Annotated in this window: 14 protein-coding genes and 1 tRNA gene; 9 read left to right on the top strand and 6 right to left on the bottom strand. The window is 69.4% G+C overall.

What is annotated here, in order from left to right:
- Positions 1 to 40: 40 nt before the first annotated feature.
- A complete protein-coding gene (gene nudC / locus ACYVGI_RS10700) occupies positions 41 to 1,048 on the top strand; it encodes an NAD(+) diphosphatase (RefSeq protein WP_460632606.1) in 1,008 nt (335 codons plus the stop codon).
- The gene (locus ACYVGI_RS10695; protein WP_460632605.1) at positions 1,045 to 2,784 is read left to right on the top strand and encodes an ATP-dependent helicase; all 1,740 of its coding nucleotides are present in this window, start codon (positions 1,045 to 1,047) and stop codon (positions 2,782 to 2,784) included. Before nudC ends, ACYVGI_RS10695 begins: the two co-directional genes overlap by 4 nt.
- Positions 2,785 to 2,799: 15 nt before the next feature.
- On the opposite strand, the gene ACYVGI_RS10690 is transcribed toward ACYVGI_RS10695, so the two are convergent.
- The 3 genes from ACYVGI_RS10690 to ACYVGI_RS10680 all read right to left on the bottom strand — a co-directional run bounded on the left by ACYVGI_RS10690 (position 2,800) and on the right by ACYVGI_RS10680 (position 6,315).
- Positions 2,800 to 3,660 carry a hypothetical protein gene (locus ACYVGI_RS10690; protein WP_460632604.1) on the bottom strand — a complete coding sequence of 287 codons (861 nt, stop codon included), beginning with the start codon at positions 3,658 to 3,660 and terminating at the stop codon, positions 2,800 to 2,802.
- A gap of 57 nt (positions 3,661 to 3,717) precedes the next feature.
- Complete coding sequence (locus tag ACYVGI_RS10685) at positions 3,718 to 4,848, bottom strand: acyltransferase family protein (RefSeq protein ID WP_460632603.1); 1,131 nt, start codon at positions 4,846 to 4,848, stop codon at positions 3,718 to 3,720.
- A gap of 123 nt (positions 4,849 to 4,971) precedes the next feature.
- A complete protein-coding gene (locus tag ACYVGI_RS10680) occupies positions 4,972 to 6,315 on the bottom strand; it encodes a zinc-dependent metalloprotease (RefSeq protein ID WP_460632602.1) in 1,344 nt (447 codons plus the stop codon).
- 162 nt (positions 6,316 to 6,477) lie between these two features.
- On the opposite strand from ACYVGI_RS10680, the gene ACYVGI_RS10675 reads away from it, so the two are divergent.
- The 4 genes from ACYVGI_RS10675 to ACYVGI_RS10660 all read left to right on the top strand — a co-directional run bounded on the left by ACYVGI_RS10675 (position 6,478) and on the right by ACYVGI_RS10660 (position 12,614).
- The gene (locus ACYVGI_RS10675) at positions 6,478 to 7,620 is read left to right on the top strand and encodes a YlbL family protein (protein WP_460632601.1); all 1,143 of its coding nucleotides are present in this window, start codon (positions 6,478 to 6,480) and stop codon (positions 7,618 to 7,620) included.
- 120 nt (positions 7,621 to 7,740) lie between these two features.
- A complete protein-coding gene (locus tag ACYVGI_RS10670) occupies positions 7,741 to 10,674 on the top strand; it encodes a UPF0182 family membrane protein (protein ID WP_460632600.1) in 2,934 nt (977 codons plus the stop codon).
- A gap of 201 nt (positions 10,675 to 10,875) precedes the next feature.
- Positions 10,876 to 12,072: an ROK family transcriptional regulator gene (locus ACYVGI_RS10665; protein ID WP_460632599.1), complete on the top strand. Its 1,197-nt coding sequence runs from the start codon at positions 10,876 to 10,878 to the stop codon at positions 12,070 to 12,072.
- Positions 12,072 to 12,614, top strand: a complete 543-nt coding sequence (locus ACYVGI_RS10660; protein WP_460632598.1) for a hypothetical protein — start codon at positions 12,072 to 12,074, stop codon at positions 12,612 to 12,614. Before ACYVGI_RS10665 ends, ACYVGI_RS10660 begins: the two co-directional genes overlap by 1 nt.
- A gap of 23 nt (positions 12,615 to 12,637) precedes the next feature.
- On the opposite strand, the gene ACYVGI_RS10655 is transcribed toward ACYVGI_RS10660, so the two are convergent.
- Complete coding sequence (locus ACYVGI_RS10655) at positions 12,638 to 13,777, bottom strand: ROK family transcriptional regulator (protein ID WP_460632597.1); 1,140 nt, start codon at positions 13,775 to 13,777, stop codon at positions 12,638 to 12,640.
- Between the two features lie 131 nt (positions 13,778 to 13,908).
- Between ACYVGI_RS10655 and ACYVGI_RS10650 the strand changes: the two genes are divergently transcribed.
- Complete coding sequence (locus ACYVGI_RS10650) at positions 13,909 to 14,427, top strand: isochorismatase family protein (RefSeq protein WP_460632596.1); 519 nt, start codon at positions 13,909 to 13,911, stop codon at positions 14,425 to 14,427.
- Between the two features lie 10 nt (positions 14,428 to 14,437).
- Here the strand turns inward: ACYVGI_RS10650 and ACYVGI_RS10645 are convergent, their stop codons facing one another.
- Positions 14,438 to 16,300 (bottom strand): DUF2207 domain-containing protein, encoded by a 1,863-nt coding sequence (locus ACYVGI_RS10645; protein WP_460632595.1) that lies wholly within the window; start codon positions 16,298 to 16,300, stop codon positions 14,438 to 14,440.
- A 97-nt stretch (positions 16,301 to 16,397) separates the two neighbouring features.
- On the opposite strand from ACYVGI_RS10645, the gene ACYVGI_RS10640 reads away from it, so the two are divergent.
- Positions 16,398 to 16,913: a hypothetical protein gene (locus ACYVGI_RS10640; RefSeq protein ID WP_460632594.1), complete on the top strand. Its 516-nt coding sequence runs from the start codon at positions 16,398 to 16,400 to the stop codon at positions 16,911 to 16,913.
- Positions 16,914 to 16,939: 26 nt separating this feature from the next.
- Entirely contained in the window at positions 16,940 to 17,668 is a 729-nt protein-coding gene (locus ACYVGI_RS10635; protein ID WP_460632593.1) for a pyridoxine/pyridoxamine 5'-phosphate oxidase, read from the top strand.
- A 79-nt stretch (positions 17,669 to 17,747) separates the two neighbouring features.
- Here ACYVGI_RS10635 and ACYVGI_RS10630 read toward each other — a convergent pair.
- Positions 17,748 to 17,824, bottom strand: a tRNA-Met gene (locus tag ACYVGI_RS10630).
- Positions 17,825 to 17,844: the final 20 nt, after the last annotated feature.

The following is a 17,844-nucleotide window of genomic DNA, read 5'->3' as shown; positions in this document are numbered from 1 at the left end:
TCCCCGCGTGAGCCGTTCGCCACGCCCCGAAAGGACCTCGATGTCGCCCATCCCGTTCGATTCGCTGCCGCTCTCGCGTCACGCCGTCGACCGAGACCATGTGTCACGGTCGCGCCCTGCGCTCTTCGACGAGCTCTGGGAGGAGCCGTCGACCCGCGTGCTGGCGCTGTGGAAGGGCAGAGCGCTGCTCACGCAGGAGAGCGTCGAAGCGGCGACGCCCGCCGCCGACGGCTGGGGCGCATCCACGTCCGGGGGCGCAGCGCTCGACCTGCTGCCCGTCGAACGGGTGACGTCCGCGCTGGTCAGGGTCTACCTGGGTCGCACACTCGTCGCCTCCGAACGTGAGCCGGTCGGCACCGCCGTGGTGCTCGAAGTGCTCACGGACGCCGCGGCGCAGGAGCTCGAACCGGACGAGGCCCGCTGGGGCAACCTCCGCACCGTCGCCACCGCGCTCACCGACCGGGATGCCGGACTCTTCACCGAGGCGCTCGCCATCGCCAACTGGCACGCGTCGCACACCCACTGCCCACGCTGCGGCACGCCGACCGTGGTGGAGCAGGCCGGCTGGGTGCGCCGCTGCTTCGAGGACGGCTCCGAGGTGTTCCCGCGCACCGATCCGGCGGTGATCGTCACGGTGCTGGACGCCGACGACCGGCTGCTGCTCGGCTCGAACGCGATGTGGGAGAACTCCCGGTACTCGCTGCTCGCCGGTTTCGTGGAGCCGGGGGAGTCGTTCGAATCGGCCGTGCAGCGCGAGATATTCGAGGAGGCGGGCATCCGCGTGGTCGACCCGCAGTACAAGGGGTCGCAGCCGTGGCCGTTCCCCGCGTCCGTGATGGTCGGCTTCACCGCCAGGCTCGCCGACGACCAGGCGCCGGGTGGTCTCGCGCCGGACGGCGAAGAGATCCTCGACCTGCGCTGGTTCAGCCGCACCGAGCTGTGGGATGCGCGTGATCAGGTCATCCTCCCCGGTCGCTCCTCGATCGCCCGCGCCCTCATCGAAGACTGGTACGGCGGCTCGCTGGACGAGCCCCCGGCGGCGCCGTGAGCCCGGACACCCTGCTCGACGGCCTGGACGCTCAGCAGCGGATCGCCGCGGAGGCGCTGCTCGGGCCGGTGTGCATCCTGGCGGGCGCCGGAACGGGCAAGACTCGCGCGATCACGCACCGCATCGCATACGGTGTCGCCTCCGGCGCGTACGCGCCCAACCGGGTCATGGCGCTCACCTTCACCAACCGCGCAGCCGCCGAGCTGCGCGGACGCCTCCGTCAGCTCGGTGCCGGCGGGGTCGCAGCGCGCACCTTCCACGCCGCCGCGCTGTCGCAGCTCAACTTCTTCTGGCCGCAGGTCGTCGGCGGGCAGCTCCCCAGCGTGCTCGACGGCAAGGGCAGGGTGCTCGGGCACGCCGCCGAGCGACTCGGACTGAAAGTCGACACGGCGACGCTGCGGGACGTGGCCGCAGAGGTGGAGTGGCGCAAGGTCTCCGGCCTCACCATCGAGCAGTACGCCGCCACGGTCGCGAACCGCACGGTGCCAGGCACGCTGACGGCGGATCAGTTGGTGCTGATGCTGCAGACCTACGAAGACCTCAAAGACGAGCGCAAGCAGATCGACTTCGAGGACGTCCTGCTGGTCTGCGCCGGGATGATCGAGATCGAGCCGGCCGTGGCGATGCAGGTGCGCGAGCAGTACCGCTTCTTCGTGGTCGACGAGTACCAGGACGTCTCCCCGCTGCAGCAGCAGCTCCTCGACCTGTGGCTGGGCGGCCGCCGCGACGTCTGCGTCGTCGGCGACGCCAGCCAGACCATCTACTCCTTCGCCGGGGCGCGCAGCGAGTACCTGCTCGATTTCGAGCGCGCGCATCCGGGGGCGACCGTGGTGCGGCTGGAGCAGAACTACCGGTCGACTCCCGCCGTGGTGAACGCGGCGAACCGGCTGATGCGCGGGCGTGCGGGGGCGCTGACGCTGCACTCGGCGGCGGTCGCGGCTGCGGATGCGGCCGATGCTGGCTCCGAGGCTGTCGAGCCCGCCGCCATCCCTGCTCCGACCTCGCACGAGAACGACCGCGACGAGGCTCGCGCCGTCGCGCAGAAGATCGCCGCGGAGCTGGCCGGGGGAGCGAAGCCGGAGGACATCGCGATCCTGTACCGGGTGAACGTGCAGGCGGCCGCCATCGAGCAGGCGCTCGGCGATCTCGGGATCAGTTACCAGATCCGCGGCTCCAAGCGGTTCTTCGACCTGCCGGAGGTGCGGCAGGCGATCATGTCGCTGCGCGCGGCCAGCGTGGCGGTCGGCGACGAGCCGCTGTTCAAGTCGGTCAGCGACGTGCTGCGCTCGCTGGGGTGGAGTCAGGACCCTCCGGAGGCGCGCGGCGCCGTGCGCGACCGCTGGGAGTCGCTGAACGCGATCATGGGGCTGGTGGACTCCATGCCGCCCGGCACGTCGTTCCGCCGGTTCACCGACGAACTGCTCACCCGCCAGGCCGGTCAGCACGAGCCGACGCTGTCTGCCGTCACTCTCGCGACCCTGCACTCGGCGAAGGGCCTGGAGTGGGAGTCGGTGTACCTCGTCGGCCTCAGCGAAGGCCTGGTGCCGATCAGCTACGCGAAGAGCTTCGAGCAGATCGACGAGGAGCGGCGGCTGCTCTACGTCGGCATCACCAGGGCGCGCAGCAGGCTTCAGTTGAGCTGGTCGCAGACCGGGCAGTACGCCGGGCGTTCGTCGATGCGCCAGGCGTCGCGGTTCCTCGCCGAGATGGCTCCGCCGGTGCCGGTGAACCGCTGAGGCATCGGACGTCGGTCAGATTCCCGGTATCGGCGGCATCGCGCAGCCGCACGCGGGATGAGGCTCCCAGCTCTGTTCCGCCTGCGCGCCGTCCGCGTAGTCGATCGTCACGCTCGACCGGCTGAGCTCCCGCCCGCCGCCCAGCCGGCCGAGCAGGGCGAACCCGGCGACGCTCGCGGCGGCGCTTCCGATGAGCGGGGTCTCCCTCCGCGCATCCCTGGTGTATAGCTGACTCGCCATGGCCGGCCAGGCAGGGTCGGCGTCCGCCAGCCACAGGTCGACGCAGCCGAGGCACGGCCCGAGTCCAGGCTCTACGAACGGCCCGACGCGCACCCGGTCGTCACCGAACACGACGGCGAGGTGCGGCACGTCCCTCCGCAGCCAGCGCCGGTGCCGCTCCGGCTCGATCGCGAACGCGCCAACGACGACGGCGACCGCAGCCTTGTCGACCACCGGGTCCGTCCAGGACAGCCCGCTGCGCGCATCCACCCCTGCGGCATCGAGCAGTTCGATCAGCCGGACGGCGGTGTGGCCCGCGCCGTCCAGGACGGCGACCGGTCGCTCGCGGCGCTGCTGCTCGCCGCCCTGCTTCTCGCCGTCCTCCTGCTGGCCGTCCTCCTGCTGGCGGGGGAGCGGAACGGCGAGCACGGGCGCGAGCCGGCGCAGCAGCCGCGCGGGGGCCGCGGCGTCGGCGCGGGCCCGCCGCGCGACCATCTGCAACCCGGACATCGTGACGCCGGCATCCAGAGCGACGAGCATCCGCTCATCGGCGTTGCTCAGGTCGTCCAGCGTCAGAATCGCCCTGTCCACGCCGAACTGCAGGGTGCTCGGCGACCGCCAGACCCGGTGGATGCGTGGATCGAGTGCGTAGACCATCCCGGCATCATGCCCGAGATCGCCGAGGCCCGCAGAAGTTATCCACAGGGCAGGAGGTCAGCGGGCGTGTGCCCCTGTCTTCGTGCGTCGCTTTCGCATTCCGTTGAGCCCGCGCGTGATCGGACGCTCCGCGATCAGGTAGGTCACACTGGCAGCGACCACGGCCACGACGACCGCCAGCGCGACGCCCGCCCAGCCGAAGCCGGCGCCCGTGAGGCCCACGATCGCGAGCGCGGCAGGAACGGCGGGAGCGACCAGTGGATGCGTGAGGTACAGCGAGTACGACGCGTCGCCGAGCCAGCTCAGCCAGCGCGGGATGAACGGTGAGATGCGGTCCTCGAACAGCACGGCCACGATCAGCACGCCCACGATGACCACCCAGGTGATCGGGGTCGCCGGATTGCCGCGAGCGTACGGGCCGACGAACTCCACCAGCGCCCAGATCGCCAGGATCCACGCGCCCCAGCACAGAGCCTGACCGGTGTTTCGCCTGATCGTCCAGCGGGCGAGGACCATCCCGGCGAGGAAGAACAGCACGATCGGGTCGAAGTAGAACGCCCAGACGGGCCAGTCCGGTCCGCGGAGGATGTTCGCCAGGGCGACGACCGACAGGATGATGCCGCAGAACCGGATCGGGTCGACCCGGAGCGCGATGGCGATGCTGACAAGCAGGTAGAACGCCATCTCGAAGATCAGCGTCCAGCCCACCGCGAAGAGCGGCTGCACGTCTCCGTCGATGTTGCGCGACGGCAGGAACGCGTACGACAGCACGGTGGTGTCCCAGCGGAGGGCCGCATGGAGCACCAGGGACGGCACGGCGACGAGGGTGATCAGCTTGATCGTCGTGACGATCCAGTACAGCGGGGCGATGCGGATGACGCGGCGCAGGGCGAAGTCCACCCAGTCGCGTCCGCCGCGACCATCGGCGGTGAGCAGCATCACGAAACCGCTGATGCCGAAGAAGAGCATGACGCCCAGACCTCCCTCGTACCAGACGCCCATCGAGGGGTCGAGACGTTCGGAGACGTAGTACGTGGAGTGCGCGACCACCACCATCGCCGCGGCGACGAAGCGCAGGGCCTGGAGACCGCGGTAGGTCTTCTTCGGGGTGGGGTGTTCGGGTTCGGGCGGTCGGAAGGTCTGACGACGGAGCGGGGCAGCGGGTTGTGGGGTTGTGGAGTGAGACATATCGCAGCAAGATAACACGTTATGAATTTCAAACGTTATTCAGAGCATGTATACTGATCGGCCGCGCCGCGCACGAAAAGGCGCCGCACCCCGGAGGGTGCGGCGCCGAGCCGAACGGGGCTGTTACTCCTCCGTCGGTCGCTCCGTGTCTCCGCGCAGGAGGTCGTCGAGCGCCTGGTCCACCGCGTCGCGCTCCGGCTCCTGGCCGTTCGCCGCCGCGGTCAGGCGGGCGACGATCGAGGACGGGTCGTCGAGGTCGGTGGACTGGGGGAGCAGGTCGGGGTGCGACCACAGGTCGTCCCTGGCCTCCTGGCCCACCGCATCCGTGACGGCCTGCCACATGGCCGCGGCGTCGCGCAGCCGGCGCGGACGCAGTTCGAGGCCGACGAGCGTGGCGAATGCCGACTCGGCCGGGCCACCGGATGCACGCCGGCGCCGGACCATCTCTGCGATGGCGTCCGCCTTCGGCAGCAGCGTCGTCGCGTTGGCGGTGACCACATCCACCCAGCCTTCGACGAGGGCGAGCACCGTCTCCAGGCGGGCGAGAGCTTCCTGCTGCTCCTCCGTCTTCGGCGGGATGAGCGCGCCGCTGACCATGGCCTCGCGCAGCTCTTCCGGGTTGGACGGGTCGAAGCTCTCCGCCAGCTCTTCGAGCCGGTCCGTGTCGATCGTGATGCCCTTGGCGAACGCCGTGATCTGCGTGATGAGCTGGAGTCGCAGCCACTTCGCGTGGCGGAACAGCCTGGCGTGGGCGAGCTCGCGCACCGCCAGGTAGAGCTGCACCTGATCGATGGGGATGTCGAGCCCGTCGCCGAACTCGGCGACGTTCTGGGGGAGGAGTGCCGCCTGGCCGTCTGCCAGGAGCGGGATGCCGATGTCGCCTCCGGAGACGACCTCCTTGGCGAGCTGGCCGACCACCTGGCCGAGCTGCATCGCGAAGAGGGCGCCGCCGACGCTGCGCATGATCTGCCCGGCGTTGGCGAGCATCCCCTGCATCTCCTCAGGCGCCTGCTCCGTGAGCACGCGGGTGAGCGCGTCCGAGATGCTGAGGGCGACGGGCTCGGCGAGCTGGGTCCAGAGCGGCATGGTCTGGCGTGCCCACTCCGCGCGCCCGATGAGCTGCGGAGGGCTCGTGAGCTCGGAGACCGTCGTGACCTGGTCGAGCCAGAGGGCGGCGACGTTGAAGGCCTGGTCGAGCGTGGCGCGCTCTGCCGGCGTGACCGCGTGGGCGCCGTCGGAGGCGAGTGTGCGGGCCTGCTCGAGGGAGAGGTCCCAGTTGATGCCGCCGTCGGTGTTGCGCATCGCGTTCTGCAACTGGCCGATCAGGGCCTGGATGCTCGCCGGATCGCTCGGAAGCCCTGCGGCTCCGGCGAGCTGGCTCGGGTCGATCGAGGCGTTGCCGGAGAGCATCTCGCGCAGCAGGCGGGCCAGCTCGTCGTCCGGCTCCTGGTTGGGATCGTCGGCCATCGTTACGCCTCTTTCCTGTGGTCCGGCATTCAGGCTCGGAATCTACGCTAGACCGTGAACGACGGCGCAGGGTGAGAATTGGCCTAGGCTCGGCCTGGCGGATGTGCGCCTGTGGCGAACAGGCGGCCGATCGGCCGATGCAACACACGAAAGGGACAGTGCGTGAGCCTCTTCACCGACGACGAACTGCAGCCGGATGCGGGAGGAACACCGACCCGGGTCGCTCCGCCGAAGCGGGTGATCGCCGGGTGGATCGCCATCGGCGTCGCCGTCGCGCTCACCCTCGTGCTCGCCGTCGCACCGGCTCCGTTCGTGATCGAGCAGCCAGGCCCGGTGTTCAACACTCTCGGGAAGGACCAGCCCGTGGGCTCGAAGCCCGCCGACGATGCGAAGCCGCTCATCAGCATCCCCTCGCAGAAGACGTACCCGACCTCCGGGTCGCTCGACCTGCTGACCGTCTCGGTCGTGGGCAACCCCGATCAGCGGCCGAGCTGGTTCGACATCATCTCCGCCTGGTTCCAGCCGAGCAAGGCCGTGCTGCCCGTCGATGTCGTCTTCCCTCCTGGAACGACAACAGAGCAGTCGAACGCAGAGAACGCCGCGCTCATGGTCAACTCGCAGCAGGATGCGGTGGCCGCCGCCCTGAACCACCTCGGCTACCACTTCCCAGAGGCGGTCGCGGTCAAGCAGATCATCAAAGGGACCCCTGCCGCCGACGTCCTGAAGGTCGACGACGAGATCACCAGCGTGAACGGCGAGCCGGTGCCAGGGGTTGCAACGCTGCGGTCGCTGATCGAGAAGAACGGGACGGACAAGGCGGCCGAGATCGGGATCATCCGCGACGGGGCAGCGTCCACAGTGTCGATCACGCCCGTGAAGTCCGGCGGCCAGACGGTGCTCGGGATCGGGGCGGGGATGGACTACACCTTCCCGTTCGACGTGAAGATCCAGCTTGACAACGTGGGCGGCCCGAGCGCAGGGCAGATGTTCGCCCTCGGCATCATGGACCAGCTCACCCCCGGCTACCTCAACGGCGGCAAGAAGATCGCGGGAACGGGCACGATCGACAACGAGGGCAACATCGGAGCGATCGGCGGCATCCGGCAGAAGATGTACGCGGCCCGCGACACGGGAGGGGCGACGTACTTCCTCGCTCCCGCGTCGAACTGCAACGAGGTGACCGGCCACATCCCGGACGGGCTGCACGTGTTCGCTGTGAAGACGCTCGACGACTCGCTCGCGGCGCTGAAGGCGATCAGCTCGGGAGGCAGCACCTCCGGCCTCGCAACCTGTCCGTCTTCATAGCGCGCTTCATAGCGCTTACATAGGCTTCTCAGGAGCGGGTGTGCGATACGGCGTTCTCCAAGCGAGCGACGCCTAGGATGGATTTCTGACCTTGCCACGCGAGAGCAATGAGGGCCATTCGTGAGTTCAACAGCAACAGTCCGACCCCCTGGGCGCCGCCGCGCGGCCATCTGGATCACCCTGGGTGTGATCGTCGCACTGGTGATCCTGTTCTTCGTCTTCGCGGGACTGTACGCGGACATCCTCTGGTATCAGCAGGTCGGGTTCCTGAACGTGCTCACCACGCAGTGGTTCGGCGCGATCTCGATGTTCTTCATCGGCTTCCTCGGCATGGCGCTCCCGCTCTGGCTGTCGATCCAGCTCGCGTACCGGCTCCGCCCGGTGTACGCCAAGCTCAACTCGCAGCTCGACAGATATCAGCAGGTCGTCGAGCCGCTGCGTCGCCTGGCGATGTACGGCATCCCGATCGTCTTCGGCATCTTCGCCGGGGTCTCGGCGGGAAGCCGCTGGCAGACCGCCGCGATGTGGATCAACGGGACGGCGTACGGCAAGACCGACCCGCTGTTCCACCTCGACATCGGGTTCTACCTGTTCGCGCTGCCGTTCTACCGCGGCGCCGTCGGGTTCGCCTCCGCCGTCGTGCTGATCGCGCTGCTGGCGACGCTCGCCACCTGCTACCTCTACGGGTCGATCAGGGTGAGCGGCCGCGAGGTGCGCATCTCGAAGGCCGCGCGCATCCAGATCTCGGTCATCGCCGCGCTCTACCTGCTGCTGCAGGGTGTGAGCATCTGGCTCGACCGCTACGCCACCGTCACGGACTCCAACGTCAACGACATGATCAACGGCGCCGCGTACACGGACGTGAACGCGACCATCCCCGGCCGCGCCGTACTGGCGGGCGCTGCGGTCTTCGTGGCCATCCTCTTCATCCTGACGGCGTTCATCGGCCGCTGGCGGTTCCCGGTGGTCGGCACGGCGCTGCTCATCGTCGCCGCCCTCGTGGTCGGCGCGATCTACCCGTGGGTGGTGCAGCGCTTCCAGGTCGAGCCGAGCCAGAAGACGCTCGAGACACCGTTCGTGCAAGACGGCATCGATGCGACGAGGGATGCGTACGGCCTGAGCAACATCGACGTCATCCCGTACAACGCCACCACGGACGTCGAGCAGGGCCAGCTCAGGCAGGACGCGCAGACCACCGCGCAGATCCGCATCATCGACCCCGCCGTCGTGAGCCCGTCGTTCCGGCAGCTCGAGCAGTTCCGCCAGTACTACGCGTTCCCGAACAACCTCGCCGTCGACCGGTACGACATCGGCGGCAAGGAGCAGGACGCGGTGGTCGCGGTGCGTGAGCTGCAGCAGTCCGGCCTCACGAGCGCGCGCAACTGGTACAACGACACCATCGTGTACACCCACGGCTACGGACTCGTCGCCGCGTACGGCAACAAGCGCTCGACAGACGGCCAGCCGGTGTTCCTGGAGTCGGGCATCCCGAGCCAGGGGTCGCTCGGCACGTACGAGCCGCGGATCTACTTCGGCCAGCAGTCTCCGACGTACTCGATCGTCGGCGGCCCGAAGGGCGGCAAGAACGTCGAGCTCGACTACCCGGGTGGCGAAGGCGACGCGCAGCAGACGTACACCACGTTCAGCGGCAACGGCGGACCGAAGCTCGACAACATCTTCAAGCGGCTGGTCTACGCGCTCAAGTTCCAGGACGAGCAGATCGTGCTGTCGGATGCGGTCAACAACAACTCTCAGATCCTCTACGACCGCGACCCGATCAAGCGCGTTCAGAAGGTCGCTCCGTATCTGACGCTCGACTCGCAGGCGTACCCGACCGTCGTCGACGGCCGCGTCAAGTGGGTCATCGACGGATACACCACGAGCGACCAGTACCCGTACTCGCACGTCGGCAGCCTGAGCGACGCGATCGCGGACACCGAGACGCCGAAGCCCGCGTACGCCTTCGACGACATCAACTACATCCGTAACTCGGTGAAGGCCACGGTCGACGCGTACGACGGCTCCGTCACGCTCTACGCCTGGGACGCCAAGGACCCGGTGCTCAAGACGTGGGAGAAGATCTACCCGGCGACGGTCAAGCCGATGAGCGACATGAGCTCGCAGCTCCTCAGCCACGTGCGCTACCCGGCGGACATGTTCAAGGTGCAGCGCTCGGTGCTCGGTCAGTACCACGTGACGGACGCCGGCTCGTTCTACTCGCGTGAGGACGCCTGGACGACGCCGAACGACCCCGTGTCGTCGCCGACGGATCCCACGCTGCAGCCGCCGTACTACCTGACGATGCAGATGCCGGGGCAGACCGCGCCGTCGTTCTCGCTGTACACCACGTTCATACCCCAGGCGTCCAGTGAGTCGAGCAGATCCGTGCTCAAGGGCTATCTGGCCGTCGACTCCGATGCCGGCTCCACCAAGGGGAAGGTGTCATCGGCATACGGCAAGTTGAGACTCTTGACCCTGCCATCGAGCGACACGGTGCCAGGGCCTGGACAGGTGCAGAACACCTTCAACTCGGATCCGACGGTCTCGGCGCAGCTCAACCTGCTGAGACAGGGCAAGACGGATGTGATCAACGGCAACCTGCTGACGCTGCCGGTGGGCGGTGGTCTGCTCTACGTGCAGCCGGTCTACGTCAAGTCGACGGGTGAGACCAGCTACCCGCTGCTGCAGAAGGTGCTCGTCGCCTTCGGCGACAAGATCGCGTTCGAGGACACCCTCGACCAGGCGCTCGACTCGCTGTTCGGCGGTGACTCCGGTGCGACGGCGGGCGACAACAACGTCCCGCAGACCGGCGGAGGCACGAGCGGCAGCGGCTCCGGTGGTACCGGGTCCGGATCGAGCGGGGGCGGGAGCACGACGACCCCGCAGAACAACGCCGCGCTGCAGCAGGCGCTCTCGCAGGCCAAGCAGGCGCTCTCCGACCGGGCCGCTGCGTTGAAGGCCGGAGACTGGGCGGCATACGGTGCGGCCGACCAGCGACTCCAGCAGGCGCTGCAGGACGCGCTGGCCGCCGAGGGGACCACGAGCTCCAAGTAACGGCAGCGAACCGCGAAGGGCGGGGTGCGCATCCACCGGATGCGCACCCCGCCCTTCGTCGTGCCCGCGCCATCGTATGTTCAGTCGCCGTACAAAGTGAGCGGCAGGCGGATGCGCGCGTTCCGCGGAATCTCGGGCCACCCGAGTAACGGCCTCACAAAATGCTTGCAAAAACTTTGATTGTCGACTTTACTAACAAACATGCTGGTCGACGAAGGACGGCGCTCCCTGGCGGGCGAACACGGCACGATCCCACAGGATCGCGGCATGGTTCCCGGGCGTGCGCTGCGCCCGCGCGGCAAGGTCCTGCCTGAGCACGCGCGCAACCACAACCGTTCGCTCGTGCTGCAGACCCTGTATCGCGCCGGTCAGGTGAGCAGGGCGGACATCGCCCGCGAGACGGGGCTCACCAGGGTCACCATCTCCGACCTCGTCGGCGATCTGATCGCGGAGGGGCTCGTGATCGAGCTCGGACAGCGGGACGATGCCCGGCCGGGCAAGCCCGCCGTTCTCCTCGACATGAACAGAGCGGCGACGCAGATCGTCGGCGTCGACCTCAGTGAGCACTCCGCCTTCCGCGGGGCGGTGCTCGACATCGACGGCACCATCCTCGCCACGGCCGAGGTGGCACTGGCAGGGAGCCACGGCGATGAGGCGGTGGCGAAGGTGCTCGCCCTGGTGGACAGGCTGGTCGGCATGACGACCGCCCCCATCCTGGGCATCGGCATCGGCTCTCCCGGCATCGTCGATCCCTCCGGCACCGTCATCGCGGCCCCCAATCTCGGCTGGACCAACGAGGACCTGCACGGCCTGATCGCCGGGCACACCGGCCTTCCCGTGTTCGTGGCCAACGACGCGAACGTCGCCGTCCTCGCCGAGCACGGCTTCGGCGGTGCGCACGGCGACATGATGCTCGTGAAGATCGGTCACGGTGTCGGCTCCGGGCTGCTCGTGGCCGGGGCGCTGGTGCTCGGCAGCCGGTTCGCCGCCGGTGAGATCGGGCAGGTCATGGTGGGGACGGACGACGGAGCTGACACCCCGTACGACAGGGAGAAATGCCTGGAAGCCTGGCTGGCCGTGCCTCGGCTGGAGTCGCGGGTCGCCGCCGCCGCCATCGCGGGCGAGCCGGTGCAGCACGTGCTCAGGGAGGCGGGACAGCGGCTGGGTGTCGCCCTCGCCCCCATCGTGGGAGCGCTGAACCTGTCGGAGGTGGTGCTCAGCGGTCCGGAGGAACTGCTCGACGGCCCGCTGATCGACGCAGTGGGGGAGACGCTCCGCAACAGGACGATGGCCGGTTTCCACTCGGACGCCACACTGCGGATGACGAGCCAGGGCAGAGACATCGTCATCCGAGGGTGCGTCGTCATGGTGCTGTCCGCACAGCTCGGGGTCTCCTGATGACCCTCCTCCTCGACCGGCCGCCGACGCTGGACGCGATCGCCAGATCGTTCGCGCTCACCCCGGCAGCGGTGGATGCGCTCCCCGTCTTCCACGGGCGCTGCACGGTCGTCCGGCTCGCCACCGCCGACAACGAGGTGCTCGGCGTCCCGCGCTGGTCGACGCTCGCCGAGGCGTGGGGTGCGGAGGACTCGGACAGCGGGCAGCAGTGGTCGAGCAATCCCGTGGTGACCGTCGGCCGGGGCGACGACCCGAACCTCGTGCTGGCGACCCGGTCTCCCGTCGTGATCGTCGGGGTGGACAACGAGAGGCGCGCCTGGGTGCGCGCCGTGGTCGACGCGGTGCGTGCATCCTGCCGGTCGGTGCTCGTCGTGGATCTCGGCCACCGACTGACCGGTCACAGCTACGCCGACATCGCGACGTTCGGCTTCGACAGGGCGCGCGGGGCGGCGCTGCTGGAGCTGCTGACCGGCGCGCGAGGGACAGGCGCCCCGGCGGCGGGGGAGCGGCGCGGCGGCGTGTCGGCGACCGGCGCGGCCTAGAGCGCCCAGCTCGCTCCCGACGGTCAGAGCGCCCAGCTCACCCCGAGGGTCGACTGCATGGCGTGCTGCGCCGCCCCGCGGAACGGCTGCTCGAGGGCGATCTTGGCGTAGCGGAAGCTGAGCGGCATCGCGGCGCGCACCGTGTGCCTGGCCGCCTCGGCGCGCAGGTGGCCGATGAACTCGTCGCCCAGCTTGGGCGCGGTTCCGCCGAGCACGACGTTCGGGACGTCGAGGGCAGCCCCGACGAGCAGCAGTGCTCGCGCCAGCACGCGGGCTCCCGTGGCGATTCGCTCTTTCGACTCCTGCGTGGATGCGAGACCCGGCACATCCACGGACTCCAGGTCGGCGCCGTGCGGCAGACCGAGGAGCGAGGTGACGGAGACGACCTCCTCCAGGCAGCCGCGGTTTCCGCACGGGCAGAGCGGGGCATCCGGGCCGAACAGCACGGGGACGTGCCCGATCTCGCCCGCGCGGTGGGCGGCGCCGGCGAGGACCGTCCCGTCGACGATGAACGCGGCGCCGACGCCCGTGCTCAGCGAGACGAACATCTGGTTGGCCCCGAACTGGTCGGAACTCGAGTAGTCGGCGAGCGCTTCGGCGTCCGCGTCGTTGACGAGGTGCACGGGCGCGTCGACGATGCCGGCGATGGCAGCGCCGAGGTCGAGGTCGGTCCAGCCGAGCTGCACCGACTCGCGGATGAGGGGGCCGTCGGCGATCCCCGGCACCTGGATGCCGACGGCGACGACCGTGGCGGGGGTGGATGCGGCGAGGCGGCGGACGACCGACTGCACGTCCTCGACCGCACCAGGGGCGGACGGACGCTGCGAGAGCGTGGACAGCTCTGCGCCGAGGAGGTTGACGACCGCGCCGCGCACGAGCCCCGGCTGCACGATCACCGAGAGCAGAACGTGCCGCTCCTGGTCGACCTGCAGCGTCGTCGCGCGCTTCCCGCCTGTGCTCTCTGCGCGCTGGCCTTCCAGGACCAGCCCGTCCGCGATCAGGCCGGAGAGCAGGGACGAGACGGTGGCGGAGGTCAGGCCGGTGCTCCTGGCGATCCCCGCGCGCGTCGCCGTGCCTCCGCCGGAGACGACGAGCTGCAGCGCGCTCCGCAGGTTGCGCTCACGAACGGCGGCCTGCGTCGCCTTGTTGTGATCGTCTGCCACGTCTGTCCGCTCCTCGGTGCGCGTTGCTCCCCGCTGACGACCATAGCGAATCGGCCGCCGCGGGGAGCGGCGACGCTCCCGGGCTGTCGGTGGACTGGCGGGTGGGCGGGGGTCGGCGGATGATGGACCGCATGGGTTACGGACTGATGCTGGTGGACGTGCAGCGCAACATGCTCGAGGGCGAGACGGCGATCGAGGGTGCTGCTGCGTTCCGGGACACGATGTCCGGCCTGCTTGAGCGGGCGAGGGAGGCGCGCATCCCGATCGTGCACGTGCAGAACGACGGCGACCCCGGCGACCCTGACGAGCCGGGGACGCCGGGGTGGGAGTTCGTGTTCCGTCCGCTGCCCGGTGAGCCTGTGGTGCGCAAGGACGTGACGAACACGTTCGAGTCGAACCCCGCGCTGGCCGATGTGCTGCACGCGATGGGCGTCTCGACTCTGATCGTCGCCGGACTGCAGAGCGAGTACTGCATCCAGGCGACGGCGCTCGGCGCGCTGGAACGCGGCTTCGAGGTGATCGTGCCCGCCGACGGTCACGCCACCTACGACGACGCGCAACCGGCCGCAGAGATCAGCGAGCGCGTGGCGATCGAGCTCGCCGCGGAGGGCGTGACGATCGTGGATCTCGTCGAGGTGCGGTTCGACTGACCGGCCGGGCTCACCAGCCGCCTCCGCCCCCGCCGCCGCCTCCGCCTCCGGAGAACCCGCCTCCGCTCGCTCCGCCGGTGAAGCTGCTTCCTCCCGATCCCGAGTATGACGAGACCGGGGGCGTGGTCGCGAACGGCGAGCCCTGGTACAGGGAGCTGAACGCGGCCACCTGGAGGGGGAGCAGTGCGGGGTTCGTGGCCCCCGGCATCCAGTCGGGCTGGGTGGCGGTGACGTCGTAGGAGTGCGCCAGCTCGCGCATCCACTCCTTCTCGACGCCCCACACGATCGCGTAGGGCAGCAGTCTCTCATTGAGTTTGACCACCGCTGAACCGTCGCGCGCATCCACGCGTTCGGCGCCCTCCGGGCTCTGCAGCACGCGGAAGCGGTCGGCCTCGGCCAGGGCGAGATAGTCGCGGAGGCCGAGCAGGTAGTCCCTGAGCTCGACGCCTTTGGCGGTGAGCAGGTCCGGCACCCTGGCAAGGATGAAGACGGCCACCGTGGCGACGATGACGCAGGCGAAACCCCAGCCGAGGACGGCCGTGGTGGCGTCTTCGTTGCTCGCCCACGCGAAGAGCACGATCCAGGCGATGAGGATCAGCACCATGAGCGTGCGCGCGAGGAACGGCAGCCTGCTCGTCGGGCGGGCGCGCAAACCGCGCTCGCGCACCACCTGGTCGAGCGCGCCGCCGAGCCCGGCCAGACGGTCGCCGAGCACCTGGTTGGTCGGGTCGAGCACTTCTTCGTCGCCTGGCTCCGCGGCTCCGAAGACGCGCGTCAGGATGTCGCGTTCTGCGTCGTCGGTCACGGTCGCCGGGTCAGCGAGCAGGCGCAGGCCGAACGGTCTCTCCTGCGACGCATCCGAATGGTCGACGATGGCGGCGACCTTGGCCACGGCGAACCCGACGAGCTGGGCTGGCAGCGCGCGGTCCTCGCGCTTCAGGAAGGCGGCGGCGAGGGCGGGGAACATCCCTGGCGGAGGGGTGTACTGGGGCACGATGATGCCGCGCCCGCGCGGGGTGCGCCAGAGGACGACCCGCGCGACCACGATCCCGGCGAGGATCAGCGCGGAGAGCGCGAGGAGGATCCACGGGAGTACGGCGAAGGGGAAGGCGGCCCTGGCGTCCGGAGGCGGCGCGAACGTTCCTGAGGTGAATCCGACCGCGATCGTGACGTTCTGGTGCGGCGCGAGGGAGCTCTGGCTCACCGAGATGACCGACCCGCCCGCCGTGGGCGAGGACGAGACGTCGCACGGCGTGGTGCTGCCCTGCTCGCCGACGTAGCAGGAGGCGTCGCCGGTGAGTGCGCCGGTCAGGTCGCTGCCGAGATGGAGTCGCGCTGAGACGCGGCCGAACGGCTGCGCCCATGCCGTTCCGTTCACATCCCAGTAGAACTCGTCGTCGTGCGTGTCGGCGAACGGCCGCACGACGTAGCGCTGCGTGTAGGTGATCACGTAGGTCTGGCGGCCGTGCACGAAACTGTCGGCGGAGCCGATCTTCAGTTGCGCGAAGCCGTCCTCGTCGTCGCGCTCGAACGGGATGCTCCCGCCGTCGGCGTTCGTCACCGACACGACGGACAGCCGCAGGTCGGTGTGCTGGTAGGTCAGCGGGATCGCGCGGACGATGCCGTGGTTCTGGTCGAAGGACGGGAAGTCGGCGACGAGCGTCTCGACCGTCTTCAGTGCGGAGTCCCTGTTCGCGTCACGCGTGAGGGTGTAGTCGGCGTCGAACGACTCGAACGCGAAATCGCTCGAGTCGGCGCGCACCGACCCCGTGGCGACCGACGGCGCACCCACGGCCGTCGCGGGCGCGGCCCCGCTGAGCGCTGACACGAGGACGACGGCCACAACGGATGCTCGAATTCCACGCCAGGACACGAGTTCGAGGCTACCGGAGTGTGCGGCGGCCCATCGGTGCGGAGTCGCCGGTGCGTCTGCCAGTATCGGGGGAGACGTGGATGCGAGGGGGATCGTGATGCGGACGACGAAGACGGCGCGCGGGGTGGGGACGGCGCGCGAGGCGGGGACGGCGACGGCCGACGCGGGAGAGTTGTCGCAACTCCCTGCCGGGCCTATTCTGCTGCGCCTGCGCCGGCTGCTGATCACGACCGGCCTCTCCGCCGTCGTCTACGCCGCACTCGCGACGGGCAGCAAGGGGCAGTGTCCGGGAGCGGGAGCGCCGGGGGCGGCCCCCGGCGCCCAGACCTGCGTGAATCTCACCATGCATCCGAGTTGGATGGTCTTCGCGGCGTTCGCCGTGATCGTGTTCGTCGCCATCGGCCTGGTCGCCCGCCGAGCGTCGACACTGGAGGAGGCCGGCCGCATCTTCGACAGGGCGGCGATCGTCGTCATGGCGGTGGCCGCGGTCTCCGTCGTTGTGGGGTTGCTCTGGATCACCTTCCTGCCGTACGACTCGCTGACCGGAAGCGCGACCGTCATCTACCCGTTCCCGTTCAACTCACCGGAGCTCAGAGTCACCACCACCCCGTGAGTGCGGTCGTGGACGAGAATGGCACCATGAGCTCTCCGCCCTCGCCTCAGCGCTCGTCTCAGCGCTCGCCTCAGCGCTCGTCTCAGCGCTCGCCTCAGCGCTCGTCTCTGCGCGAAACGCTCCGGGCCGTCCCGTCTGTGGTCGGCGTCGCGCCACCGTGGGAGCCGGAGTCCGCGCCGGACGAGCCGCACGCCCTTTTCCTGAGCTGGCTGACGGAGGCCATCGACGCCGAACTGCCCGAGCCGCACGCGGCGACGCTCTCGACGGTCGACGAGGACGGCCTCCCTGACGCCAGGGTGCTCGTGCTCAAGGACGTGACGGACGACGGCGGATTCTCGATCGCCACGGCCGCCGAATCGGCCAAAGGGGCTCAGCTCGCTCGGAACCCCGGCTGTGCTCTGAGCTTCTACTGGGGCCCGCTGGCGCGCGCCGTGCGGATTCGCGGCATCGCCAGGCGGGCGACCGCCGCCGCGTCGGCCGCGGACTTCCTCGCCAGGCATCCCGCCGCTCGCGCGCAAGTGCTGGCCGGACGGCAGAGCAGCGTCCTGGTCGACAGCGCCGGACGGGACAGGCTCATCGCCGACGCGCAGGCCGCCGTCGACGGCGATCCCGGTCTCGTCGCCGCGCAGTGGACCGCCTGGACGATCGAGCCGTCGTCGGTCGAGTTCTGGCAGGGTTCGCCCGACCGCAACCACCAGCGACTCCAATACCTGCGCACCGCATCCACCTGGACTCGACGCAGGCTCTGGCCGTAGTCTCCGCCTCTGCGGGGTGCCAGCGAGGTCGTGCACAAAAAGAACAAGGCCCGGATTTCCTAGGAAATCCGGGCCTTTCTGGTTGCGGGGGCAGGATTTGAACCTACGACCTCTGGGTTATGAGCCCAGCGAGCTACCGAGCTGCTCCACCCCGCGTCACAAGAATTTACTTTAGC

It is taken from the genome of Leifsonia lichenia (assembly GCF_054780215.1).
This window is presented reverse-complemented; position numbering and strand designations above follow the sequence as displayed.

Coding starts and splice junctions, on each gene's coding strand:
- nudC (WP_460632606.1), top strand. CDS start 41: ATGTCGCCCATCCCGTTCGATTCGCTGCCGCTCTCGCGTCACGCCGTC.
- ACYVGI_RS10690 (WP_460632604.1), bottom strand. CDS start 3,660: ATGGTCTACGCACTCGATCCACGCATCCACCGGGTCTGGCGGTCGCCG.
- ACYVGI_RS10685 (WP_460632603.1), bottom strand. CDS start 4,848: ATGTCTCACTCCACAACCCCACAACCCGCTGCCCCGCTCCGTCGTCAG.
- ACYVGI_RS10680 (WP_460632602.1), bottom strand. CDS start 6,315: ATGGCCGACGATCCCAACCAGGAGCCGGACGACGAGCTGGCCCGCCTG.
- ACYVGI_RS10665 (WP_460632599.1), top strand. CDS start 10,876: ATGCTGGTCGACGAAGGACGGCGCTCCCTGGCGGGCGAACACGGCACG.
- ACYVGI_RS10660 (WP_460632598.1), top strand. CDS start 12,072: ATGACCCTCCTCCTCGACCGGCCGCCGACGCTGGACGCGATCGCCAGA.
- ACYVGI_RS10650 (WP_460632596.1), top strand. CDS start 13,909: ATGGGTTACGGACTGATGCTGGTGGACGTGCAGCGCAACATGCTCGAG.
- ACYVGI_RS10640 (WP_460632594.1), top strand. CDS start 16,398: ATGCGGACGACGAAGACGGCGCGCGGGGTGGGGACGGCGCGCGAGGCG.
- ACYVGI_RS10635 (WP_460632593.1), top strand. CDS start 16,940: ATGAGCTCTCCGCCCTCGCCTCAGCGCTCGTCTCAGCGCTCGCCTCAG.